We start from the raw sequence: 24,144 nt of genomic DNA, 5'->3' as shown, positions 1-24,144 counted from the left end.
GAGCACGCCGGTACACGCCTACGGCCCGCGCGAGCTGCCGGTTCGCCCCGGCGGGCCCGCGCGGGCCGTGTGCCACTCATCCGGCCGCTAGCCGATCCGGGCCGGCGGGGTGCGGGTACCGGCCGTCCCCAGCCCGGTCGGCCCGCCGGGCACCGCGCCCGGCCTCGGCACCTCCGCGCCGCCCACGGCTGCGGCGGCCCCGCCGGCGTGCGCCGCGACGCCCGGGTGCGCCGCCGACGTGCCCGGCCCGGTCGGCCCGAGCGGCAGGGCGCCCGCCGGGTCGGCGCTCGTCGGCCGCGCCGCCGCACCGCGGAAGTGCCGCTCCAGGTCCGCCTTGGTGTACCGGCGGCAGCCCTGGTGCCAGTTGAGGACGCCCGCGAGCCAGTTCTCCAGCTCCTTCACGTACCCGTCGAGCCTCTCCCGCGCCGCCGGCTCCAGCTTGAAGTCCTCGCACAGGACGGGGAGTTCCTTCTCGGCGACGTGGCGGAACTGGGCGAGGCGCGAGTGCATCAGGTCGTCGACGATGCGGACGGCCGACGGGTAGTCGCAGTTGAAGAAGTTCTGCACCACTAGGACCGCGTTGTGCACCTCGCCCTCGTACTCGATCTCCTTCTGGTACGAGAACAGGTCGTTGACCATGCAGCCGTAGTCTGCCGCCGAGTTCTCCAGCGAGCGCATCGAGCCGTGCCCGTACACCTCGGTCGGGACGACCTGCCCGTGGCCGAGCCGGCTGAGGCTCATGGTGAGGTCGGAGCCGAAGGTGGCCCGGCGCATCTCCAGGTAGTCCACCGGGTCCGGAATCCGGTTCTGCACCTGGTTGTTGATCTCCCAGATCCAGCTGAGCGTCATGGACTCGACGGCCCGGCGGAGGGTGCGCCGGGCGTCGACGGTCATCGGGTCGGCCGTCCGCTCCCAGAGGTCGGCCAGACCGCGTTCCAGCGCGTTGGCCGGCTCCGCGGCGGGGCTGTCGTCGTCGACCGGCATGAACAGCGACAGCCGCTCGTTGGCGAGCTTGGCGCCGGCCAGGTCGCGGGTGCGGCCGTGGACCAGCGGGAAGTAGTCGTCGGCCCAGGTGCCCCAGGCCAACCAGGCCGAGCCGAGGTCGAGTTGGTCGGCGGTGGCATCCGGGTGGATGCCCGCTGCGCACAGCGGCAGGTCGTAGTCGCGCATCGACTCGGCGGTCCAGACGGCGGACCCGGGCAGGCCCGGCCGGTCGTCCAACAGGCCCATCCGCTCGGCCCATTCGACGACCCGTTCGCGCGCGCCGTCCAGGTGCGGGCTCAGCGCGAGGGGGAACGGCAGCCTGAACTCGGGCAGCCGGGACGGCCCGACGCGCTGGAACGGCACGTGGCCGTGCGAACGCACCCGCCGCACCGCCGGCTCCACGCCACCGGGGCCCGCGGGCGCGTCGCGCATCGCCCCGGTGCGCAGGATGTCCAGCGCCGAGGTGCCGATCCCGCCGATCCCGCCGATCGCGAACGGGTCCCACCAGTTGGCCGTGTCGCCGTCCCCGCCCGGATCGGCGACCGCGCCACCGCCGTTCATGTACCGGCTGGACCGCAGGTGCCACTCGTGGCCGCCGGACTGCCAGTCCTGCAGGCCCTTGACGTACGCCATCACCCGGGCGCAGTCCTCCGGGTCGAGCCCGGTCTCGGCGAACAGCGCGGGCAGTTCGGTGAACACGGTGTTCTCGAACTGCTGGAGCCGCGAGGTGAGCAGGTCGTTGACGGCCTCGGCGGCCTCCTGGGTGGAGCATCCGAGGAACTCCTCCAGCACCAGGATGCCGTTGCTCAGCTCGCCCTCGTCCTCCACCTCCCGCTGGTACGAGAAGATGTCGTTGCGCAGGTGCACGCCGTCGGCGAAGGCGTCCATCAGCACCCGCAGCGCGCGCGAGCCGGACACCTCCTTCGGCACCTCGGCGCCGGCCGCGTACTCGACCAGCTGGGCGGACCACGGCGCGCCGCCGACCTTGCGGCGCATCTCGATGTACTCGACCGGGTTGGCGACCCGCCCGGCGTCGATGTTGGCGAGCTCCCAGAGCGATTCGTCGAGCAGGTTCCGGGTGCTCCTGGCGAACCGGATCCGCCAGTCCTCGCCCATCGACGGCACGGTGCGCCGCCACAGGTCGGCCAGGCCCGCCTCGACCGGGTTCTGCGGCTCGGGCATCGGGGTGACCGGGTCGGCCGGCATGAACAGCGGCAGCCGGTCGAGGTGCGCCTTGCCCCCCTCGCGGTCGTTGGTCCGCTTGTACATGTCGAGGAAGTGGTCGTCGAAGAAGAAGACCCACACGTACCAGTCGGTGACCAGCGACAGCGCCTCGGCGGAGGCGTCGGGGTGGGTGTAGGCGCAGAGCAGGCCGTAGTCGTGGGCGTCCAGGTCGGCCTGTTCCCAGATGCCGGACCCCTCCACCATGCCCATCTCCCGGGCCCACGCGGTGGAGTGGGCCCGGGCCTGGTCGAGATGGGGGTTGAGGCGTGCCGGATGCGGCACGTAGAAGGACGGCAGTTCGAACGGCTGGGTCACGGCGGGCGAGCCTTTCTGGACGCGTCGATTGGACCAAGAATGACCCGCGGCCACCGTCCCGCATCGGCGCAACCGGAACAGTCATATGAGATGACCCACTTCCTCGAACCCCCGGTCGAACTGCCGCCCGAGCGAACGCTCACGGCTGGTTCGCCAGTACGGAGGCCGGCCCCGGCCGTGCGGCCGAGGAGACCCGCAGCAAGGGGCAGAAGTGTTCCGCCTGACTGTTCCGCCGAACGACGCGCCCCACCCCGACAACCGCTACGCCGACGAACCAACCAGCTGCGCAAAGGCCTCGATCACCAAGACTTCCCCTGCTCCGGGCGTGTTGCCCCCCGCCCCCCAAGCCATTCGACGAGACTGGGCGCCGACCCCGAGCCAACGACTCCGAGGAGCACCCATGAACGTCACGGTCCGGCTAGCGCAGCAGCCCGAGGCGGACGAGCTGCTCGGACGCAGTGCGCTCGCCGCGCTCGTCGGCATACTGCTGGACCAACAGGTGCCCATGGAATGGGCGTTCACCGGGCCGCTGACGATCGCTCAACGCCTCGGACGCGACGACCTCGACGCCCACGAGATCGCCACGTACAACCCCGAGGAGTTCGTCGCCCTGCTCTCCGCGAAGCCCGCCGTGCACCGCTACCCGGCCGCGATGGCCAAGCGCGTGCAGCAGCTCTGCCAGTTCCTCGTGGCGCAGTACGACGGCGACGCCACCGCGCTGTGGAAGGACGCCCGGACCGGCAAGGAACTGCTGAGCCGGCTCAACGCCCTGCCCGGCTTCGGCAAGCAGAAGTCCCAGATCTTCCTGGCGCTCCTCGGCAAGCAGTACGGCGTGCGCCCCGAGGGCTGGCGCGAGGCGGCGGGCGCCTACGGCGACGAGGGCTCGCACCGCTCGGTCGCCGACATCACCGGCCCCGAATCCCTGGACCGGGTACGGGCGTTCAAGCAGGAGATGAAGCGTGCCGCCAAGGAGGCCAAGGCCACCGCCAAGGCCCGCTGAGGGGTCACCGACCGCCGATCGCGGAGCCCGCGGAAAACCGATTGCCGCCGCACCGCCCCCGGGGCGAACCTGCGAGGTATGACCGACACAGCCCACGCCTCCGGCGTGTCCGCCCTGTTCGCTCCCGACGGCCGCCTCGTCGCGATCCCGCGCAAGGCGGCTCGCCGGGAGCAGCTGCTGACCCACCTCACGGCCACCCTGTTCGAGCCGGGTCGCAGCTACACCGAGGCCGAGGTGAACGACGTCCTGCACACCGTTCACGACGACGCCCCCGCGCTGCGCCGCTACCTGGTCGAGGCCGGCCACCTCGCCCGTCCCAAGGACGGCAGCAGCTACCGCCGCGTCGCCTGACGGAGCCCGGGCCTACCCGAGCCGCCGGTACGCGTACCGCCCCCGGATCTCGCGGACGAAGTACCGGCCGTGGCTCTCCGCCGCCATCAACTCCCGGTGCACCCGGGCGGGCACGGCCGCGTACTCGTACAGCCCCCCGCTGCGGAACTCCAGCTCCAGCAGCCGCGCCGGCCGGTCGTAGCCGACCGAGCGCAGCGCCGAGGAGTCCACCGCCGTACGGTCCATGACGTACCCAGTGTGTGCCCGTGGGCCCCGGTCGCGCATCGCGACCGGGGCCCACGGGCATGTGTCAGGCGAGCACCGGCTCGCGCTCGTCCGCCGGCTCGGAGCCCGCCTCCGCGGCAGCCGCGGCCGGCGGGGCCGCCTTCCGCCGCGGCAGCGCGAACATCAGCAGGAACACCACCAGCAGCACCCCCGCCACCCACCACATCGCGTGGACGAAGGCCCCGCCGAACGCGTCGCCCACGGCCTCCGGCGCGACCACGTCGTCCATCGCGCCGAAGAAGGCCACCGACACCAGCCCGAGCCCGAGCGCGTTCCCGACCTGCTGGACGGTGTTGATCAGGCCCGAGGCCGACCCGGCGTGCTCGCGCGGCACCTCCGCCAGGATCGCGTCCGTGATCGGCGCGACGATCAGCCCCATCCCGAGGCCCATCACCACCAGCGGCAGCGCCATCTGCCACGGCGCGATCGCCGTCCCGTAGCGGTCCGCCTCCCAGATGTACGTGAGCACGCCCGCCGCCATCACCAGCGCGCCCGCCTGGAGCACCTTGCGCCCGAACCGCGGCACCAGCTTCTGCACGGAGAGCCCGGCCGCCGTGGAGACCGCGAGCGAGAACGGGATGCCGGTGGACCCGGCCTTCAGCGGGCTCCAGCCCAGGCCCACCTGCATGTAGAGGGTCCACACCAGGAAGAAGATCCCGCAGACCACGCCGAAGGTGAGCTGGACACCGATGCCCGCCGCGAAGGACTTGACCCGGAACAGCGACAGCTCGACCAGCGGCGAGCCGTCCCGCCGCGTCTTGACCTTCTCGTACGCCACGAACAGCGCGAACACCATCAGGCTGCCGGCCATCGACAGGTACCCCCAGAGCGGCCAGCCGGCCTCCCGCCCGTGCGTCAGCGGGTAGATCAGCATCAGCAGGCCGAGGCTCGCCAGGGCCACGCCGACCAGGTCCAGCTTCAGCGCCCGCTCGGCCTTCGACTCACCGATGAAGCGGGCTCCGAGCAGCAGGCCGGCGAGGCCCACGGGCAGGTTGATCAGGAAGATCGGCCGCCAGGCCAGGCCGAACGCGTCCCACTCGGTGAGCAGCGCGCCGATCATCGGGCCGGAGACGGCTCCCAGTCCGACCACCGCGCCGAACATCCCGAACACCTTGCCGCGCTCCTCCGCGGGGAAGGTCGCGTGGATGATCGAGAGCACCTGCGGCACCATCAACGCCGCCGTCCCGCCCTGCAGCACCCGCATCGCAACCAGCATCTCCGGGCCGGAGGCCAGGCCGCACAGCGCGGAGGCGATGGTGAACCCGCCGATCCCGATCAGGAAGAGCCGCTTGCGGCCGTGGATGTCGCCCAGCCGGCCGCCGGTGATCAGCCCGATCGCGAAGGCCAGCGCGTATCCGCCGGTCACCCACTGGACGGCGCTGAAGGAGGCGCCGGTGTCCTGCTGGATGCTGGGGATGGCGATGTTGACGATCGTCACGTCCACCAGGTCCATGAAGGAGGCGACCATCACGATCGCCAGCGCGATCCACCTCCGCCGGTCGGTGTCCACGGTCTTCATCCGATGCTCCTCGTTCGTCTCGCTCGTCGGCACGTCTGCGACGGTAGAGGGGATGTAGGCCAGATCCTGTCCCACTTCTCCGGCATTCTGGACGGCATGACCGACACCCCGGCCCGGCTGCTGAACCTGCTGTCCCTCCTCCAGACGCCGCGCGAGTGGCCCGGCAGCGAACTCGCCGAACGGCTCGGTGTCAGCCCCCGGACGATCCGGCGCGACATCGACCGGCTGCGGGACCTCGGCTACCCGGTGCAGGCGACCATGGGCGCCGTCGGCGGCTACCGGCTGGTGGCCGGGACGGCGATGCCGCCGCTGCTGCTGGACGACGAGGAGGCCGTCGCCATCGCGGTCGGACTGCGGGCGGCGGCCGGACACGCGGTGGTCGGCATCGAGGAGGCGTCCGTCCGGGCGCTCGGCAAGCTGCTCCAGGTGCTGCCCGGCCGGCTGAGGCACCGGGTGGGCGCGCTCAACACGGCCACCGTGCCGCTGCTCGCCGGGGACGGCCCGACCGTCGACCCGGACGACCTCACCGTGCTCGCGGGCGCCGTCGCCAACCACGAGCGCCTGCGCTTCGCCTACCGGGCCCGCGACGGCGCCGAGACCCGGCGCAACGTCGAACCCGAGCGCCTGGTCTCGGCCGGCCGCCGCTGGTACCTGGTCGGCTACGACCTGGACCGGGAGGACTGGCGGCTCTTCCGGGTCGACCGCCTCAGCGAGCCCTTCGCCACCGGCGCCCGTTTCACCCCGCGCCCGCTCCCCGCCGAGAACGCCGCCGTGTACGTGGCGAGCAAACTGCGCCACCGGTCGATGACGCACACCATGGTCGCCACCGTGCACCGCCCCGCCGCGGAGGTCGACAGCTGGATGCCCTGGACCGGGGACTACCAGGTCGAACCGATCGACGACCACAGCTGCCGTCTGCGCTCCCGGGCGGATTCCCTGAAGTGGCTGGCGACGGGACTGCTGCTCCTCGACTGCGACTTCGAGGTGCACGAGCCCCCGGAGCTGATCGCCCACCTGCGCACCCTCGCCGCCCGCGCCAACCGCGCCGCCGACCAGGCGGGTTGAACCCCGGCGCGGCCGGCGCGGGCGTACGACGGAACCTCAGACCCCGTACTCGGCGGTGAGCAGGGCGCGGCCGAGGGTGTGGAAGGTGAGGTGGAAGCCCACCTGGGCCGGCGGGGTGTCGGCCGAGACGTCCAGCTTCTCCACGTCGAGCGCGTGGACGGCGAAGACGTAGCGGTGCGGGGCACCGGGCGGCGGGGCGGCGCCGTCGTACTTGTTGCCCGGGAAGTCGTTGCGCCCGTGGAAGGAGGCCGCGCCGGGCAGGTCGCGGTCCGAGGAGCCGGCGCCGCGCGGCAGGGAGGTGGTGTCGGCGGGCAGGTTGAGGGCGAGCCAGTGCCACCAGCCGGAGCCGGTCGGCGCGTCCGGGTCGTAGCAGGTGACGGCGATGCCACGGGTGCCCGCGGGCAGGCCCGACCAGGCCAGCTGCGGCGAGAGGTTGCCGCCGGAGTGGGTGAACTCCCGGGCCAGCGTGCCGCCTTCGGCGATGTCCTCGCTGGTCAGCGGGAAGGACGGCACCTGGGGCAGGAACTCGTACGGCAGCGGCGGGCGAGCGCTCATGCGGGGTCACCTCTCGACGTGGGCCGCGGACGGCCTCGGGCTGAACTGACCGACTCAATGTAATGGGGTGCACGTCCCATGGGGTGCACCTCCCGATCCGCGGCCCCTACAGTCGGGTCATGGCCTCCAACCTCGCCCGTCTGCTCTCCGATTCCCGCCGCGCGCTGTTCACGATGCTCGGCATCCAGGCCGTCATATGGTCGGTGCAGCTGGTGAACTGGCTGGACGACTACCGGCTCTCCCGGGACTTCGGGCTGCGCCCGCAGCGGCTGGACGAGCTGCCGGAGATGTTCACCATGCACCTCCTGCACAACAGTTGGGGCCACATCGAGGCCAACTCCTGGCCCCTGTTCGTGTTCGGCTTCCTCGCCGCCTACCGGGGCATGCGCAGGTTCCTGCTGGCCAGCCTGGTGATCGCGGTGTCCGGCGGCCTGACGGTCTGGCTGCTGGAGAGCCCGGGCACGGTCACGGCCGGGGCGAGCGGCATGGTCTACGGCTACTTCGGCTACGTGGTGCTGCGCGGGGTCCTCGACCGCAACCTGCTGGACGCGGCGATCGGTGTGGTCGTCGCCGCGATCTACTCGTACCTGCTGATCGGCATCCTTCCGGGCTCCCCGGGCGTCAGCTGGCTGGGCCACCTGGGCGGGCTGATCGGTGGGCTTTCCGCCGCCTGGCTGCTCCGCGGCGGCGCCCCGAAGCCCGCGCCCGTACCCGCGCCGAGCAGCAGCAGCCCGAACGCCGCCCTGCTCAAGGAGCTGGACGACCTGGGCCTCTAGGCCACCCGGGGCACAGCGAATGTTCGCGACATTTCCTGCAAAACAGCCACAAACGTCCACCCGCGGTTCACGGCGACGCGCGCGGCGGCGACGCGGCTGCTGCGCCATCCGCCGCCCAAACGGTAGGCTTTCCGTGTGATCTTCAAGCGCATCGGCAACGGGCGGCCGTACCCGGATCACGGCCGTACCAGCACCCGCCAGTGGGCTGACGTCGCCCCGCGTCCGGTGCGGCTCGACCAGCTGGTGACCACCAAGGGACAACTCGACCTCGAAACCCTGCTGGCCGAGGACTCGACCTTCTACGGGGACCTCTTCGCCCACGTGGTGAAGTGGCACGGCGACCTCTACCTGGAGGACGGGCTGCACCGGGCCGTACGGGCCGCGCTGCAGCAGCGCCAGGTGCTGCACGCCCGCGTCCTCGAAATGGAGTGACGGGCTCCGTCAGCCTGCTTCCGGACCGCCCCCTCGCCGACCCCGGCGAAGGGCGGTCCCGTCGTACCCGGGCGTCCGGGCACCCCTCCGGTACCTCCTTTCGGGTACCGGGGTACTCCAGTCGATGATCATTTAGTACCTTCACGGGCATCCGGCACTAATCTGCTGACTACGGCCGCGACCAGGGGATCCTCCCCCAGCCTTCGGGCGGGAGGCGCTCCCGTCACCGGCCGACCCACCGTCATCCCGACCCCGCCCCGGCACAAGGGGGAGACAAACCGTGAGCATGTTGACTCCCCAAGGGCTCAAGGGGAAGCAGTACCGCATCACCGGCAACGCCTATCCGCGCCTCGGCCGGCCGCCGAGGAAGAGCCGCAAGGTGATCGCCGGGCTCGCGGCACTGCTCGCGCTGGCTCTGATCGGCCTCGGCGGCGTGCAGCTCTACGACATCTTCACCGGCAAGAACAGGCACAGCAGCGCCCAGGCCTGCGCCACGCCGTCCGGCAAGGCGCTGGCCGCCCCCACCCCGGCCGCCTCGCCGGGCGCGCCCGCCGCCTCCGGCGCCCCCGCGGCCGCCCCCGGCGACCCGCACGCGATCCCTCAGCCGGCCGCCGTCACGGTGAACGTCTACAACGCCACCACCAAGTCCGGCCTGGCCGGGCGGACCGCCGAGGAGCTCAAGAAGCGCGGCTTCGCCATCGGCAAGGTCGGCAACGCCCCCGCCGAGCTGGACAAGAAGGTGCCCGGCACCGCCCAGGTGATCGCCGGCCCCGCCGGCGCCGGCGCCTCCACCCTGCTCACCTCGCAGATCGCCGGGGCCACCGCCACCGCCGACGCCCGGACCGACGCCAGCGTGGACTTCGTCATCGGCGACAGCTACAACGCCCTGCTGGACGAGACCCAGGCCGCCGCCGCTCTCGCGCTGGCCACCAAGCCGTCCCCCACGCCGAGCGCCACCGGCACCTGCTGACCCTCCGCCGGACCTCGCGGACGAACAAGGGAGCCCCCCGGCGATCCGCCGGGGGGCTCTCGTCCGTTCGGGGGATCCGGCTCAGCCGGCGGTGCCGTACAGGCGGTCGCCCGCGTCGCCGAGGCCGGGGACGATGTAGCCGTTCTCGTTGAGCCGCTCGTCCATCGCGGCGGTGACCACGGTGACCGGCAGGTCCGCCAGCTCCCGCTTCATCACCTCGACGCCCTCGGGCGCGGCCAGCAGCACCACCGCGGTGACGTCGGTGGCGCCGCGCTCGATCAGCATCCTGATCGCCGCGACCAGGGTGCCGCCGGTGGCCAGCATCGGGTCGAGCACGTAGACCTGGCGGCCGGAGAGGTCGTCCGGCATCCGGGTGGCGTACGTGGAGGCCTCCAGGGTCTCCTCGTTGCGCACCATGCCGAGGAAGCCCACCTCGGCGGTCGGCAGCAGGCGGGTCATCCCGTCCAGCATGCCGAGACCGGCCCGCAGGATCGGCACCACCAGCGGGCGCGGGTAGCTCAGCCGGGTGCCGGTGGTGACCGCCACGGGCGTGGTGATCTCCACCGCGTCGGTGCGGACGTCCCGGGTGGCCTCATAGGCGAGGAGGGTCACCAGCTCGTCGGTCAGGCGACGGAAGGTCGGCGAGTCGGTGCGCTCGTCGCGCAGGGTGGAGAGTTTGTGGGCGACCAGGGGGTGGTCGACGACGTGGAGACGCATGTACCGAGGTTAGCCCGGTCCCGGACGCCCGTACGACTCGCCGCGGGCCCGCCGCCCCCCGGAACGGCCTACCGGAGGGGGTCCGGTCTCACTCGGGCGTGACACGCCGTGACGCACCGCGAATGTCCGGACGGAACCGGGTGCTGTGGTATCAACCGGACCGTTCTGGGAATGTCACGTCTTATGACGAGCAACCCGAAGGCCGGGGACGGCTCGACGGAGCAGCCCAGAGGCCCGTCGGGCAGCCGTCCGGGCCCGCCGCAGGACCCCCCGGAGACCGAGTCGGAGCGCCGCAAACGGCGGGCCCTCTTCCTCCGCGAACTCGCCGAGGCGCGGGAGCTGCGGGAGCGGGTCCAGCCCCGCCGGACCAAGGAGCGGCGGATGCGCGAGGCGATGCGGATGCGAACCTTCCGGATCTGACACGGGGTCCGGCGGGCTCCCGGCGGGCTTGGGACGGCCCCGGTCGCGCCACACCGGCCGCCGGCCAACCCTTCCGACACGACCTGCAAAGACGCGCTGCCGAACACCCCCCGCAAGGGCGGGCTTTCTGTCACGATTCCGATGGGACGGTCCGAACAGCGGACCGCCTCTGGCGCGGGGGCGGCCAGATGTTCGAGTCGCCGTGCGTGCCGACAACCGAGACCGATGATCTTGGGAGTGTCCCTGGTGGCGTACTTCGCTGCAGTGCTTGCTCGCACCGAGGACGGGTGGGATGTGAGCGAGACGGAGCTCGACGACGTCGAAACCCTGGCCGATCTGACCGACCTGGCCCGCGACGCCGCGCAGGACGACGACAGCGTCCTGATCTTCATCGAACAGGAGGACGCCTGGTTCGCCATCGTCCGGGTGGACGGCGAGGAGGATCCGCGGATCTTCGTGTCGGACGGCGCCACCGCCGCCCGCAGCTCCTACGGCTCCGTCCTCACCGACGAGCTGGTCGACCAGGCCGGCGAGAGCGAGTTCGGCGACCTGGACCACCTGGTCGTCGAGCTGGAGGACGGCGAGGCCGCGGAGAGCCTGGACGAGGAGGCCAACGAGGACGCCGGCCCGCACGGCGGCGTCCCGGTCGGACCGCTCGGCGACTCCCACCTGCTCACCGAGTTCGGCCTGCCCTCCGACGAGCTGCTCGCCCTCAGCGGCGAGGGCGCGGTGCCGGGCGACGCCCTGGAGGAGATCGCCGAGGCCCTGGGCTGCGGCGAGGTCCTGGAGGCGGTCCGGTAGGTGGCGGGTGTCCTCCGCCGGATACCCGACACTGGATGCCATGCAGTCCGCATCCCCCGCAGCCCCCCTGATCGCCCCGCTGCCCGCCCCCGTCCGCCCCGACCCGGTCCGCGACCGCTGGGCGGCGCCGATGCGCCTGGCCATCGCCGAGGCCGCTCTGGCGCCGGCCACCGGGGACGTCCCGGTCGGGGCGCTCGTCCTGGGCCCGGACGGCGAGGTGATCGGGCGCGGCCACAACGAGCGCGAGGCCGTCGGCGACCCGACCGCGCACGCCGAGGTGGTCGCGATCCGGCAGGCCGCCGAGAAGACCGGAGAATGGCGGCTCAGCGGCTGCACGCTGGTCGTCACCCTGGAGCCCTGCACCATGTGCGCGGGCGCCATCGTGCTGTCCCGGATCGACCGGGTGGTCTACGGCGCCCTCGACGAGAAGGCCGGCGCGGCCGGCTCGCTCTTCGACGTGATGCGCGACCGCCGGCTCAACCACCGGCCCGAGGTGATCTGGGGCGTGCTCGCCGAGGAATGCGGCGAGCAGCTGCGCGAGTTCTTCGACACCCACCGCTGAGGTCGGTCGGGATACGGATTTCGTGACCGCGCCACCCGTCCGGTAGAGTTCCCCTCGGTAGCGTGTCCGAGCGGCCAAAGGAGCACGCCTCGAAAGCGTGTGTGGGGGCAACTCCACCGTGGGTTCGAATCCCACCGCTACCGCCACGAATCCCGAGGGCCCGTCCGATCCGGACGGGCCCTCGGCGTTTCCACGCACCCTCGAACGCGGAAACGGCTCCGCTCTCCGGGCCGATGACCACCAACACCCTCAACGAGTACGGAGCCTGGAGGGGGAGCGGTTCGGGGGGCCGGCCGCTCCCCCGGCGGAGTCCCACAACCGGTGCCGCATCGGGGGAAGCCGCGACACCCGGTCCCACAGCGGGGAGCTCCGGATCCACGCACCGGGGACTCCTGCCAGGTCCTCGGCACATCGACCATCCTGCCGCCGAGGTCGCACGCGGGCATCCGGAGAAAGGCCCCACCCGCGGGGACCTTCGTCCCGCCGGGCCAACGCGTCGCACACTTGATAGCCCGTCCGGTGGATAAGCTGCCCCTGCACGGCCGCTCGGGGACCGGATGACGGCGGCCAAAGCAGGGAGGAAGGTCACCCGATGGCGCAGGCGAAGAAGATCGGCATGGTCCTCCTGCTCATCTTCGTCCTCTACTCGATCATCACCTCACCCGCCCGCTCCGCCGAACTCGTCCAACTGGGCTTCGAGGGCATCTCGAACGCCGCCAAGGCGGTCGGCACCTTCATGACCGGGCTGATCAAGTAGCGGGCGGCGGTGATCCGTGCCCGGCGCACCCGTTACGGTGGGCGGGACTTTCCACCCCCGTCCGCGAGGAGCGGCATCGTGATTCGGCACCTGGTCCTGTTCAAGCTCAACGAAGGCGTCAGCAAGGACGACGAGCGCGCGCTCGCCGGCGCCAAGGCGTTCGCCGAGCTCGGCTCGCTGATCCCCGAGCTGCGCGAGTGGGAGTGCGGCTGGAACACCACCGAGCGCGACATCGCGTACGACTACGCGATCAACAGCCTGGTCGAGGACCGCGACGCGCTCCAGGCCTACCTGACCCACCCGGCCCACCAGGCCGCGGCCGGCCTCTGGCGCGAGTTCGCCACCTGGGTGATCGCCGACATCGAGGTCTGAGCCCCCGTCCGCCCGGGCTTGTCCCCGGACGAACCACGGCGCCCCGCCCGGGCCCCGGGCGGGGCGCCCCTCCCGACACCGGAACGGCCCTCACGGCGCCCCGCCGGCGGGCCCGGCGAAGGACCGGCACCGCAACCAACACACCTCCGTCGGGTGCTTGCCCGACCTGCGCCCACCTTGTGATGCTATGACCGGTTTTGCCGGACGTGGCGAGGTGGTGAACCAGCCGCGACACCCGATCCGCAGGTCCCGCCGTAGTCGACTTTGGGAGGGGTGGTGCCCGTGGACGAGGTGCTGGCGGGGATCATCAGCCCGGCCGGCGAGCTTCGGCCGGACCGTCTGCGCGGCCCCGGCGGCCGTCCGGCGGTGGACGTCCGGACGCTGACCCGGGTGCTGTTCGAGCGGCTGGCGGAACTGCCCCCGGACGCCCCCGAGCGGGAGCGGGTCCGGGCCGCGCTGATCGAGATCAACATCCCGCTGGTGCGCTACGCGGCCACCCGCTTCCGCAGCCGCAGCGAGCCGATGGAGGACGTCGTCCAGGTCGGCACCATCGGCCTGATCAACGCGATCGACCGGTTCGACCCCAGCCGCGGGGTGCAGTTCCCCACCTACGCCCTGCCGACCATCCTCGGCGAGATCAAGCGCTACTTCCGCGACAACGTCCGCACCATGCACGTCCCGCGCCGGCTGCAGGAGCTGTGGGTGCAGGTCAGCGGCGCGATGGAGGAGCTGACGGTGCTCCACGGGCGGGCCCCCAAGGTGCCCGAGATCGCCGCCAGCCTGCGCATCCCCGAGGAGGACGTCCGGGCCTGCCTGGACGCCGGGCGGGCCTACAACGCGGCCTCCCTGGAGGCGGCGCAGGAGCACGAGGGCGGGCTCGCCCTGCTCGACCGGCTCGGCTACGAGGACTCCGCGCTGGCCGAGGTCGAACACCGCGACATGGTCCGTCACCTGCTGGTCCAGCTGCCCGAACGGGAGCGCCGGATCGTCATGCTGCGGTTCTTCGCCAACCTGACCCAGTCCCAGATCAGCACCGAGCTGGGGATGTCCCAGATGCACGTCTCCCGGTTGCTCTCGCGCATCCTGACGAGGCTTCGGACCGGCAACTCCTGGGAAGAATGAGGTCGCTCCGCGTTACCACCAAGTGACATCTTGCGACCTTCGGGTTTGCCGACGATCGTGTGCCGGTATGGAGGGGGAAGGCCGTCGCCGGGAACGTCCGCGCGTCGGCGCCCGTTCATCCGTCAGTCACAAGGGGGTGGGTGCATGTCCGGAGAGCTGGGCACTGCGGAGATCCACGCTGGTCAGGCCAACGGCACCGCGGTCGCCGAGGACCGGGTCCCGCTGCAGCGGGGGCCATCCGAAGCGCCGCCCGTCCCCGAGGCGCCCGCGCAGGCACAACCCGGCGCCGGGCTGGACACCCGCACGCTCTCCCGCTCGCTCTTCCTGCGACTGGCCGACCTGGCGCCGGGCAGCGCGGAGCACACCTACGTGCGCGACACCCTGATCGAGCTCAACCTGCCGCTGGTCCGGTACGCCTCCGCGCGCTTCCGCAGCCGCAACGAGCCGATGGAGGACATCGTCCAGGTCGGCACCATCGGCCTGATCAAGGCGATCGACCGGTTCGACCCGGAGCGCGGGGTGGAGTTCCCGACCTTCGCGATGCCCACCGTGGTCGGCGAGATCAAGCGGTTCTTCCGGGACACCAGCTGGTCGGTCCGGGTGCCGCGGCGGCTCCAGGAGCTGCGGCTGGCGCTCACCAAGGCGGGCGACGACCTGGCCCAGCGGCTGGACCGCTCCCCCACCGTCGCCGAGCTGGCCGCCTGCCTCGGCGTCAGCGAGGAGGACGTGGTCGAGGGCCTCGCGGTGGGCAACGCGTACACCGCGAGCTCGCTCGACTCCAGCCCCGGCGAGGAGGACGGCGACGGGCCGCTGGCCGAGCGGCTCGGCTACGAGGACCTGGCGCTGGAGGGCGTGGAGTACCGGGAGTCGCTCAAGCCGCTACTGGCCAAGCTGCCGCCGCGCGAGCGCCGGATCATCATGCTGCGGTTCTTCGGCAACCTGACGCAGTCGCAGATAGGCGAGGAGATCGGCATCTCCCAGATGCACGTCTCCCGGCTGCTCACCAAGACCCTCACCCAGCTCCGTGAGGGCCTGATCAGCGAGGGCTGAGCCGGGCCCCGGGCTCGTCGCCGTCCAGCAGGTTGGCCCGAAGGCCCGCCAGCACGTCGTCGTCCAGCCCGAGACCGTCCCGCCAGAACGCCCCGAAGTCGGGCCAGCCGGCCTCGACCTCGGCGAAGGCCGCCGCCAGGTAGCCGGGGTCGGCCCGGAACACCGGGAGCAGCAGCTCCGGCTCGCGCATCAGGCCGCGGGTGCCGAAGTCGTCCATCACCCGGCCGACGATCGGGGCGGACCGCTCGTTGGTGAGCAGGTAGTCGGCGAGGACGGTCTCGCGGTCGACCCCGAGGGCGGTCAGCAGCAGTGCCGCCACCCAGCCGGTGCGGTCCTTGCCGGCCGAGCAGTGGAACAGCAGCGGCGGCCCGTCCGGGGCGGCGAGGAGGCGCAGCACGGTGCCGAAGCGCTCCCGGGCCACCGGGTCGGTGACGAACCAGCGGTAGAGGCCGGTCATCATCGCGGCGGCCCGGCCGTCGCCGAGCAGCGCGCGCTGCCGCTCCGGGCTGCGGTCGGCCAGGGCGTCGCGAAGTGTTACGTAGATGTCGAATTCCTCGGCGAACACCGGGAGATGGTGCAAGGTCACGCCGTCGCCCGAGGCCGACTCGACGGTCATCGTGGTGCCCGCGGGGAGGTCCCCGGCGAGCTCGGCGGGCGGGAGGCCGGGAAGCCGGTCCGGCCCCGCCTCGCGGACCTCGTCGAGGCTGCGGAGGTCGACGACGTGGCGCAGCCCCAGGGCCTGAAGCGTGTCCAGGTCGTCCGCGGTGACATGGTTCAGGCCATCGCTGCGCAGGACCGTACCGGGTCGAAGGACCCTTCCGTCCGCGGTCCGATAGCCGCCCAGGTCCCGGGCGTTGAGCGCGCCGCGCAGCCCGAGACTGCGCCCTACCTGGGGCATTCCGTCCGGCTCCGGCGACGCATTCCGCCCACCGCCGATTGCCCCCACCTCGGTCCGCTGATCGGTCACGCCGGCGCCTCCATTGCATATTCGGACCGTCACATGCCACACCGGTGCCCGATATTGCATGAACCTGCCCATTGGATCGGCAAGATGTGCAAGAGTGTCATGCGCAACGACCACAGTGTAGGTGTCCCGCCGACCCACCCATGTCCCCGGCTGGTAACCACGGTTGGTAACGACGCGTAGCGCTCAGGCTCCGTTTTTTCATTTTCAATTCATCATTTGCATGGCCGGTCCCGTTCCGGTCACAATCAGCGCCTTCATGGCATCGCCATGAACGTTGGTAACAGGTTTGCTGCACTCTCGCCCAATTGGTCCCTTGCCGAGCCGACCCTCGACCAGGATGGGCGCCGGGCAGCCTGCTGCCCGCGAACAGCTACAGGGCAGGCGAGCGCCGAGCCGCGGAAGCGCCTGTCCCAAGGGGAGGATCACCATGGGTCGAGCGACCCGAAGAGTTGCCGCCTGCGCGGCGGCAGTTCTGCTGGCCAGCGGCCTGCAGACCACCCTGGCTCACGGCGACACCACGCCCGTCAGGATCGATCTCACCGTCCTGGTCATCGACGACGGCGGCCCGTCCGTCGCGGCGATCACCGCCGAGCTCAAGAGCCAGGGCACCCCGTACAAGGTCGTCAGCCTGAGCGACCCCAACCGTCCGGTGATCAACGCCGCTTTCCTCAGCGACACGGTCAACGGGACCCCCCGGGGTAAGTACCAGGGCATCGTGCTGCCCAACGAAAACCCCTTCACCAACTCGCCGGCCGAGATGACGGCGATCGCGACGTACGAGGCGGCTTTCAACGTCCGCCAGATCGACGCGTACACGCTCGCCAGCCCGGCGGTGGGTCTGAACTGGGCCCAGAATCCCGGTTACATAGGCACCTTGGACGGTTTCCAGGGAGCCACCACCGCGGCCGGCACTTCGGGCCCGTTCGGCTACCTGAAGGGCAGCGTCCCGTTCGAGGACAACGACCCGAACGTCAGCGAGAGCTACGGCTACCTGGCCACCCCGATGGCCGGCCTGCCGGCCGGCGCCTCGTTCACGCCGCTGGTCGACGCCCCGATCCCGAACAGCACCGCGCGCGGCTCGCTGGTCGGCGAGTACACCCACGACGGCCGCAAGGAACTGGTCGTCACGTTCGTCTACAACCAGTACCAGCAGCAGTACCGGCTGCTGGCCCGCGGCATGGTCGACTGGATCACCCAGGGTGTCCACCTCGGCTACGACCGCAACTACTTCGCGGCCCACGTGGACGACGTCTTCCTGGCGGACGACCGCTGGTCCACCACGCTGAAGTGCACCCCCGGTGACGTCACCTGCCCGCCCGGCACGCCGGACACCGGAAACCCGATCCGGATGACGGCCGCCGACGCGCAGTACGCCAAGCAGTGGCAGGCCGCCAACAACTTCACCATGGACATGGTGTTCAACGGTGGCGGCAGCGAGGACTGGAAGGCCGACCACAGCGCCACGGTCGACCCGACGTCGAGCCAGATGATCGCCGACCAGACCAGCTACCGCTGGGTCAACCACACCTACACCCACCCGTACCTGGGCTGCGTCCAGGACGTCAGCGTGGTGCCGTGGCGCTGCACCAAGGACGCCACGGGCAACGTGGTCTGGGTCGACCAGAACACGATCAACACCCAGATCAAGAACAACTTCGACTGGGCCACGAAGAACGGTCTCCACGTCGACCCGAACGTCCTGGTCACCGGCGAGCACTCCGGTCTGCTGACCGCCCCGCAGGAGACCAGCGACAACCCGAACCTGGCGCCGGCGCTGGCCGCCAACGGCATCAAGTTCACCGGCAGCGACGCCTCCCGCGAGCCCGCCCAGCGGGCCGTCGGCTCGTCGACGCTGACCGTGCCGCGCTACCCGATGAACGTCTTCTACAACGCCGGCTCGGCGGTGGAGGAGGCCGACGAGTACAACTGGATCTACACCAGCAAGGCCAACGGCGGCAGCGGGATCTGCGAGAACAACGCGAACTCGACCTGCCTGCCCAAGCCGCTGGACACCGCGACCGGCTACCAGTCGTACATCGTGCCGCTGGAGGCCCGGATCGACCTCGGCCACGTGATGAACAACGACCCGCGGCCGCACTTCATCCACCAGTCGAACCTCTCCGAGGGCCGGATCCTGTACCCGGTGCTGGAGAAGATCCTCGGCACCTACCGCTCGCTCTACACCGACAACACCCCGATCATGAACCTCGGTGAGGGCGAGATCGGCCAGGAGTTCCAGAAGCGCGCGGCCTGGAACGCGGCCCTGGCCTCCGGCCAGGTCACCGCCTACAAGGTGGGCAACACCGTCACGGTCAACGCGCCGTCCGGTGTTCAGGTCCAGGCCACCATGCCGACGGGAACTACTCAGAAGCTGGCCATCGGTTCGACCGCCTTCGGTTCCGCCTACGCCGGTACGCTGTCCGGCTGGGTGGCACCCGGTTCCCTGCAGAGCAGCGTCACGCTGCAGCTGTCCTCGGGCTCCGCCCCGGCGGCCCCGGCCGCCGTCGCTCCGAACGTCGCGGCCAAGTCCGTCACGGCCCCGGCGACGACCGACAAGACGGTGCCGCAGGGTGTCGCCACCCCGGTCCCCGTCGGTCCCAGCGACACCACCCGGACCAAGGCTCCGTCCCTGGTCCCCGGCAGCGGAACCCCGGTGCCCGGCAAGGGCGTCGTGAAGAACGGCAACGGCAACGCCGCCGATGCCGCGAAGAACGCCAAGGCCTCCGGGGGGACGGCCGAGCGCGATCGCAAGCACGCCGGACAGTCCGGCAACCGGTAACACGTAACACCCGCTGGCGGGGCCTGGCCGGGCGAACCCCGGCCCGGCCCTGCCACGGCTCCCGTTCCGGCCACCCGGAACGGACGCCCGACGCAAGAACAGGAGGGGGGACAGGAATGCGCGTCACCCTGCTCACCGAGGGGACGTATCCGCACCAGCACGGCGGCGTGAGCGTCTGGTGCGACCAGCTCGTTCAAGGCATGCCCGACGTCGACTTCGACATCATCGCCGTCACCGGAACCGGTCACGAACCACTGGCCTGGGAGTTGCCCGCCAACGTGCGGTCCGTCACCACCGCACCGCTGTGGGGCCCCGCCGCCGAGGCGAGGGCGCCGCGCGGCCGCGAGATGCGGCGCTTCCTCAACGCGTACGAGCGCTTCCTCCACTCCATCCTCGACCCCGTCTACACCACGCACTTCGGCACCGAGCTGTACGGCTTCGCCGACCTCGCCCGGCGCGGGCTGCTCAGCCCCGCGCTGCGCAGCGAGCGCGCCCTGCGCACCCTCCAGCACGTCTGGACCCGCGACTACCTCCCCACGGCCGTCTCCCGGCCCACCCTCCACGACGCCCTGAACGCCACCGACCTGCTGGAGCACGCGCTCCGCCCGCTCTCGGTCGAGCCGCCGACGAACGGTGTCGCCCACGCGGCCAGTGGCGGCCTCGCCACCCTGCCCGGGCTGATCGCCGCTCAGCAGTACGGCGTACCGTTTCTGCTCACCGAGCACGGCATCTACCTGCGCGAGCGCTACCTCGGCTACCGCACCGGTCCGTACCGGTGGCCGGTCAAGGCGCTGCTGCTCGGCTTCTACCGGATGCTCGCCGAGGAGAGCTACCGTCAGGCCGCGCTGGTCACCCCCGGCAACCGGTACAACCGGCGCTGGGAGGAGCGCGGCGGCACCCCGTCCGCGAACATCCGGACCGTCTACAACGGCGTGGACCCGACGGCCTTCCCGCCCGCCGGCCCGGAGCCGCAGACCCCGACCCTCAGCTGGGCCGGCCGGGTCGACCCGATCAAGGACCTGGAGACCCTGATCCGGGCCTTCGCCATCGTCCGACGCGAGATCCCCGAGGCGCGACTGCGGCTCTTCGGCGGCACCCCCAAGGGCGGCGAGGCGTACCGGGACGGCTGCATAGCCCTGGCCGCCGAGCTCGGCATAGCCGACTCGGTGGCCTTCGAGGGCCGCGTCGCCGACATCACCGACGCCTACGCGGCGGGCAACGTGGTCATGCTCTCCAGCATCAGCGAGGGCTTCCCGTTCACCCTGATCGAGGCGATGTCCTGCGGACGCGCGACCGTCTCGACCGACGTGGGCGGCGTGCGCGAGGCCGTCGGCGACACCGGGCTGGTCGTCCCGCCGCGCGAGCCCGAGCCGATGGCCGCCGCCGCGATCGAGCTGCTGCGCGACCCCGAACGGCGCGGCAGGCTCGGCGAGCAGGCCCGGCTGCGGGTCATCGAGCAGTTCACGCTCCGCCAGAACATCGACGGCTTCCGCGGCATCTACACCGAACTCCTCGGCACCGCCCGCTGGATGCCGAGCGGCGTCGTCGCCGCCGAGAACGTCCCCGCCGACTGGGACCAGCAGCTCGTCGCCCGAGCCCAGCCGAGCGAGGTGGGGGCATGAGCGAGCGAATCATCAGGAGGTGCGTGTACCGCGAAGCGGCTACCGAGCGGTGGGGGCACCTCCCGGCCGCCCTGGCCGGGGGAGAGGTGGGCGCATGAGTGGTCCGATCCGTCTGGTGCCCGACGAGGGCGGCTCCGAGCGGACGGTGCAGCTGCGCACCCTGCCGCTCAAGCGCCGCCGTCCGTCGCTGCCCGCCCAGCCGGCGCCCGCGGAGGAGCTGGGCCTCTCCGCGGACCCGCTGGACGAGCTCGCCGAGCGGCTGCAGGACATCTGCGCCGACGCCGTCCACCCCTTCGAGATCGCGGCCATCCTGGAGTCCGACGGCCTCTCCGACGAGCAGGCCGCGCTCCTGTACGGCCGGCCCGACGCTTTCACCCTCGCCGAGGAGCTGTTCGAGAAGGTCGAGCGGCGCTACCCCGGCCCGAGCTCCGAGTTCGCCAACCCCTGGCGGGCCGACCCCTGGCGCTGCGTCGTGCGCGGCCTGGTGTTCGCCCTGCCTGGGCTCGGCTACCTGCTCGGCACCAACCTGTTCGCGGCCACCCGGATGCGCTTCGGCCTGCCCTCCGGCATGCTCGCGCTCACCCTCGCGACGCTCACCAGCTGGGCCTTCAACCAGGCGCTCGCGCACCGCGCGTACCGCTGGCTCAGCCGGCTCCGGCGTCGCGACGCCGCGGTCTGCCTGGCGATCGGGGCGCCGGTCGGCGCGCTGATCGCCGCGACGGTCGCGTACGTGGTCGGAGGTCCGTTCAGCTCGCTGTGCTTCGCCGCCGGGCAGTCCGCCTACCTGGGCGCGGCGACCGTGCTGCTGGTGCTCGGGCGGGAGAAGTTCCTGCTGGTGGCACTGGCGCCGGCCTCGGTCGGCGCGGGCGTGGTGCTCGCGGTGGACGTCCCGCAGGTCGTCCGGACCGTCGTCCTGCTGGCCTCGCTGCTCCTCGCGGTCGGACTGGCCGCCCGGGAGCTGCTGTTCTGCATCCGCCGCGACAAGGACGGCAAGGACGCCGTCGCGCTGAAGCTGCAGATCCGCCAGGAGATCCCGCACCTGCTGTTCGGCCTGGCCTGCGGCACGCTCACCCTGATCGCCGGTCTCGGTGTGACCATCCACCAGGCCGTCAGGACCGGTGCCGCGCACGGCGCGAGCACCACGCCGACCGGCCCGGCCATGATCGCGCTGACGCTCAGCCTCGGGCTCGCCGAGTGGCTGCTCTTCCGCTACCGGGCGATGGCCGTCGCCGCGCTGCGGACCAGCCACACCTCGGCCGAGTTCACCCGGCGGACCGGCGGGGTGCTGCTCGGCTGCCTCTTCATCTACCTCACCACCGTGGCCGCGCTGGACGCCGCCGCGACCGTGCTGTGGCCCGGCGCCCCCGCGCTCGGCGTCCCGCAGCTCGGCGCGCTGCTGCTCCTCGGCGGCTCGCTCTGGCTGGCGCTGCTGCTGAACGCCTTCGGGCTCAGCTGGAGCACCGCCCTCATCTGTCTGGCCGCCGCGGGTGCCGAGAGCGCCGGGCTGCTGACCGGTGTGGATCCGACCCTCCTGCAGCTGATCGGCTGCGGGACGGCCGCCTTCGTCCTCACCGCCATCGCCGGGCCCGTGCTCGGCCGCACCACCCAGCATCGCTGAACACCGAAACACCCGCACGACCCAACCACGTGCACAGCTGGACCCGCATCACCGGTCACAGCTGAGTCACCACGGCCGGGCCACCACAGAGCGCCCGGTCACATCCGAGAACGAGAAAGCGAATCACGCATGAGCAGCGTCGCGGTTACCGGAGCCGAGGGCTTCATCGGCTCCCACCTCGTCGAGACCCTGGTCTCCGACGGTCACCACGTCCGCGCGATGGTCCAGTACAACTCCTTCTCCTCCTTCGGCTGGCTGGAGACCCTGCCCCGGGAGGTGCTGGACTCGGTCGAGATCGTCCTCGGCGACGTCCGGGACCCGGGCTCGGTCAACGGCCTGGTCAAGGGCACCGAGGCGGTGTACCACCTGGCCGCGCTGATCGCCATCCCCTACTCCTACCGGGCCCCGCACTCGTACGTCGACACCAACGTCACCGGCACCCTGAACGTGCTGGAGGCGGTGCGCCACCTGGACATCCCGCGCCTGGTGCACACCTCGACCAGCGAGACGTACGGCACCGCGCAGACCGTGCCGATCACCGAGGACCACCCGATCAACACCCAGTCCCCGTACGCCGCCTCCAAGGCCGGCGGGGACCGGCTGGCCGACAGCTACCACGCCAGCTTCGAGACCCCGGTCGTCACCCTGCGCCCGTTCAACACCTTCGGCCCGCGCCAGTCGATGCGCGCCGTCATCCCGACCGTGATCGCCCAGGTCGCGGCCGGCGAGACCGAGATCACCCTCGGCGACCTGCGCCCGACCCGCGACTTCACGTTCGTCAAGGACACCGCTAACGCCTTCCGCACGGTCGGCACCGCGCCCGCCGACACCGTGGTCGGCAAGACCTTCAACGCCGGCACCGGCGGCGAGATCTCGGTCGGCGACCTGGTCACCCTGGTCGGCAAGCTGATGGGCGTCGACCTGGTGGTCAAGGAGGACGAGCAGCGCATCCGTCCGGCCAACTCCGAGGTCATGCGCCTGGTCGCGGACGCCACCCGGCTGCGCAAGGCCACCGGCTGGGCGCCCGAGTTCACGCTGGAGCAGGGCCTGGAGCAGACCATCGAGTTCTTCCGGGACCCGGCCAACCTGGCCCGCTACAAGACCGACATCTACAACGTCTGACCGCCGCACCGACCCAGCCAGCCTCGTTGTCAAGGTTCGTGTCCTGCACATCCTTCCGTGGGGGAAAAAATGCATGCAGTGATCCTGGCCGGCGGTAAGGGCGTCCGTCTCCGCCCGTACACCACCGCGCTTCCCAAGCCGCTCGTTCCGATCGGCGACCAGCACGCGATCCTGGAGATCGTGATGCGCCAGCTCGCCGCCGCGGGCTTCAAGACCGTCACCCTGGCCATCGGCCACCTCGGCCACATCATCCGCGCGTACGTCGGCAACGGCTCCCAGTGGGGCCTGCGCGTGGGCTACGCCGTCGAGGACAGCCCGCTCGGCACCATGGGCCCGCTGCTCACCATGCAGGACCGGCTGCCCGAGCACTTCCTGGTGATGAACGGCGACATCCTCACCGACCTGGACTTCGCCGGGGTGCTCAAGCACCACGAGGCGTCCGGCTCGCCGCTGACCATCGCCACCTACGCCCGCCAGGTCAAGATCGACTTCGGCGTGCTCACCACCGAGTCCGGCAGCATCACCGGATTCCAGGAGAAGCCGAGCATCGACTACCGCGTCTCGATGGGCGTGTACGGCGTGTCCCGCTCCGCGCTCGCCAAGTACACCCCGGGCCTGCCGCTGGGCTTCGACGAGCTGGTGCTCGACCTGCTGGCCGCCGACACCCCGCCGTCCTCCTACGACTTCGGCGGCTACTGGCTCGACATCGGCCGCCCGGACGACTACGACCGGGCCAACGCCGAGTTCGCCGACATCCGCTCGGTCCTGATGCCCTTCGAG

At 71.5% G+C, this 24,144-nt stretch carries 23 protein-coding genes, 1 tRNA gene and 1 pseudogene; 19 read left to right on the top strand and 6 right to left on the bottom strand.

Translation table 11 applies throughout. The features are described from left to right. Positions 1–87: 87 nt before the first annotated feature. On the bottom strand, positions 88–2,523 hold the full coding sequence (locus tag F7Q99_RS13945; protein ID WP_326846638.1) for a terpene synthase family protein: 2,436 nt from the start codon (positions 2,521–2,523) through the stop codon (positions 88–90). 400 nt (positions 2,524–2,923) lie between these two features. Here F7Q99_RS13945 and F7Q99_RS13940 point away from each other — a divergent pair, with 400 nt between their 5' ends. Next, positions 2,924–3,523 (top strand): HhH-GPD-type base excision DNA repair protein, encoded by a 600-nt coding sequence (locus F7Q99_RS13940; protein WP_153461576.1) that lies wholly within the window; start codon positions 2,924–2,926, stop codon positions 3,521–3,523. A 78-nt stretch (positions 3,524–3,601) separates the two neighbouring features. Then, positions 3,602–3,874 (top strand): DUF2087 domain-containing protein, encoded by a 273-nt coding sequence (locus F7Q99_RS13935; protein WP_153461574.1) that lies wholly within the window; start codon positions 3,602–3,604, stop codon positions 3,872–3,874. 12 nt (positions 3,875–3,886) lie between these two features. Here F7Q99_RS13935 and F7Q99_RS13930 read toward each other — a convergent pair whose 3' ends face one another. Both F7Q99_RS13930 and F7Q99_RS13925 read right to left on the bottom strand, forming a co-directional pair. After that, entirely contained in the window at positions 3,887–4,099 is a 213-nt protein-coding gene (locus tag F7Q99_RS13930; protein ID WP_153461572.1) for a KTSC domain-containing protein, read from the bottom strand. 64 nt (positions 4,100–4,163) lie between these two features. Next, positions 4,164–5,657, bottom strand: a complete 1,494-nt coding sequence (locus tag F7Q99_RS13925; protein WP_153461571.1) for an MFS transporter — start codon at positions 5,655–5,657, stop codon at positions 4,164–4,166. Positions 5,658–5,753: 96 nt separating this feature from the next. Between F7Q99_RS13925 and F7Q99_RS13920 the strand changes: the two genes are divergently transcribed. Then, positions 5,754–6,722: a helix-turn-helix transcriptional regulator gene (locus tag F7Q99_RS13920; protein ID WP_153461570.1), complete on the top strand. Its 969-nt coding sequence runs from the start codon at positions 5,754–5,756 to the stop codon at positions 6,720–6,722. Between the two features lie 36 nt (positions 6,723–6,758). On the opposite strand, the gene F7Q99_RS13915 is transcribed toward F7Q99_RS13920, so the two are convergent. Then, complete coding sequence (locus F7Q99_RS13915) at positions 6,759–7,277, bottom strand: YbhB/YbcL family Raf kinase inhibitor-like protein (RefSeq protein ID WP_153461569.1); 519 nt, start codon at positions 7,275–7,277, stop codon at positions 6,759–6,761. Between the two features lie 119 nt (positions 7,278–7,396). Here F7Q99_RS13915 and F7Q99_RS13910 point away from each other — a divergent pair, with 119 nt between their 5' ends. The 3 genes from F7Q99_RS13910 (at position 7,397) to F7Q99_RS13900 (ending at position 9,455) form a co-directional block, all read left to right on the top strand. Further along, positions 7,397–8,053 carry a rhomboid family intramembrane serine protease gene (locus F7Q99_RS13910; RefSeq protein ID WP_153461568.1) on the top strand — a complete coding sequence of 219 codons (657 nt, stop codon included), beginning with the start codon at positions 7,397–7,399 and terminating at the stop codon, positions 8,051–8,053. Positions 8,054–8,188: 135 nt separating this feature from the next. Next, positions 8,189–8,485, top strand: coding sequence for a type II toxin-antitoxin system VapB family antitoxin (locus F7Q99_RS13905; RefSeq protein ID WP_030061387.1), 297 nt, complete (start codon positions 8,189–8,191; stop codon positions 8,483–8,485). 286 nt (positions 8,486–8,771) lie between these two features. Continuing rightward, the gene (locus F7Q99_RS13900; protein ID WP_153466161.1) at positions 8,772–9,455 is read left to right on the top strand and encodes a LytR C-terminal domain-containing protein; all 684 of its coding nucleotides are present in this window, start codon (positions 8,772–8,774) and stop codon (positions 9,453–9,455) included. Positions 9,456–9,536: 81 nt separating this feature from the next. Here the strand turns inward: F7Q99_RS13900 and upp are convergent, their stop codons facing one another. Further along, a complete protein-coding gene (gene upp / locus F7Q99_RS13895; RefSeq protein WP_153461567.1) occupies positions 9,537–10,172 on the bottom strand; it encodes a uracil phosphoribosyltransferase in 636 nt (211 codons plus the stop codon). 171 nt (positions 10,173–10,343) lie between these two features. Between upp and F7Q99_RS13890 the strand changes: the two genes are divergently transcribed. From F7Q99_RS13890 to F7Q99_RS13860, 8 genes are all read left to right on the top strand, one after another. Beyond that, positions 10,344–10,592, top strand: a complete 249-nt coding sequence (locus F7Q99_RS13890; protein ID WP_153461566.1) for a hypothetical protein — start codon at positions 10,344–10,346, stop codon at positions 10,590–10,592. A gap of 225 nt (positions 10,593–10,817) precedes the next feature. After that, entirely contained in the window at positions 10,818–11,393 is a 576-nt protein-coding gene (locus F7Q99_RS13885; RefSeq protein ID WP_153461564.1) for a tRNA adenosine deaminase-associated protein, read from the top strand. Between the two features lie 40 nt (positions 11,394–11,433). Further along, complete coding sequence (gene tadA / locus F7Q99_RS13880; protein ID WP_153461562.1) at positions 11,434–11,955, top strand: tRNA adenosine(34) deaminase TadA; 522 nt, start codon at positions 11,434–11,436, stop codon at positions 11,953–11,955. A 56-nt stretch (positions 11,956–12,011) separates the two neighbouring features. Continuing rightward, positions 12,012–12,101, top strand: a tRNA-Ser gene (locus F7Q99_RS13875). A 446-nt stretch (positions 12,102–12,547) separates the two neighbouring features. Next, positions 12,548–12,712: a hypothetical protein gene (locus tag F7Q99_RS40375; protein WP_167344920.1), complete on the top strand. Its 165-nt coding sequence runs from the start codon at positions 12,548–12,550 to the stop codon at positions 12,710–12,712. A gap of 78 nt (positions 12,713–12,790) precedes the next feature. After that, the gene (locus F7Q99_RS13870; RefSeq protein ID WP_326846637.1) at positions 12,791–13,084 is read left to right on the top strand and encodes a Dabb family protein; all 294 of its coding nucleotides are present in this window, start codon (positions 12,791–12,793) and stop codon (positions 13,082–13,084) included. A gap of 282 nt (positions 13,085–13,366) precedes the next feature. After that, positions 13,367–14,206: an RNA polymerase sigma factor SigF gene (locus tag F7Q99_RS13865; RefSeq protein WP_407697854.1), complete on the top strand. Its 840-nt coding sequence runs from the start codon at positions 13,367–13,369 to the stop codon at positions 14,204–14,206. 144 nt (positions 14,207–14,350) lie between these two features. Then, complete coding sequence (locus tag F7Q99_RS13860) at positions 14,351–15,256, top strand: RNA polymerase sigma factor SigF (RefSeq protein WP_153461560.1); 906 nt, start codon at positions 14,351–14,353, stop codon at positions 15,254–15,256. On the opposite strand, the gene F7Q99_RS13855 is transcribed toward F7Q99_RS13860, so the two are convergent. Beyond that, positions 15,243–16,154 carry a tyrosine-protein phosphatase gene (locus tag F7Q99_RS13855; RefSeq protein ID WP_195911057.1) on the bottom strand — a complete coding sequence of 304 codons (912 nt, stop codon included), beginning with the start codon at positions 16,152–16,154 and terminating at the stop codon, positions 15,243–15,245. The two genes, F7Q99_RS13860 and F7Q99_RS13855, sit on opposite strands and share 14 nt — an antisense overlap. 496 nt (positions 16,155–16,650) lie before the next feature. On the opposite strand from F7Q99_RS13855, the gene F7Q99_RS13850 reads away from it, so the two are divergent. The 5 genes and pseudogenes from F7Q99_RS13850 to F7Q99_RS13830 all read left to right on the top strand — a co-directional run. Continuing rightward, positions 16,651–19,002, top strand: a complete 2,352-nt coding sequence (locus tag F7Q99_RS13850) for a hypothetical protein (protein ID WP_195911056.1) — start codon at positions 16,651–16,653, stop codon at positions 19,000–19,002. 116 nt (positions 19,003–19,118) lie between these two features. Further along, entirely contained in the window at positions 19,119–20,624 is a 1,506-nt protein-coding gene (pelF, locus tag F7Q99_RS13845; protein ID WP_153461556.1) for a GT4 family glycosyltransferase PelF, read from the top strand. Between the two features lie 94 nt (positions 20,625–20,718). Continuing rightward, positions 20,719–22,242, top strand: coding sequence for a hypothetical protein (locus F7Q99_RS13840; protein WP_153461554.1), 1,524 nt, complete (start codon positions 20,719–20,721; stop codon positions 22,240–22,242). A 129-nt stretch (positions 22,243–22,371) separates the two neighbouring features. Beyond that, a complete protein-coding gene (locus F7Q99_RS13835) occupies positions 22,372–23,364 on the top strand; it encodes an SDR family NAD(P)-dependent oxidoreductase (protein WP_153461552.1) in 993 nt (330 codons plus the stop codon). A 69-nt stretch (positions 23,365–23,433) separates the two neighbouring features. Further along, positions 23,434–24,135: pseudogene (locus tag F7Q99_RS13830) on the top strand (nucleotidyltransferase family protein); the annotation flags it as partial. Positions 24,136–24,144 lie beyond the last annotated feature (9 nt).

Source organism: Streptomyces kaniharaensis (genome assembly GCF_009569385.1).
In the GTDB taxonomy this organism is placed as follows: domain Bacteria; phylum Actinomycetota; class Actinomycetes; order Streptomycetales; family Streptomycetaceae; genus Kitasatospora; species Kitasatospora kaniharaensis.
This window is presented reverse-complemented; position numbering and strand designations above follow the sequence as displayed.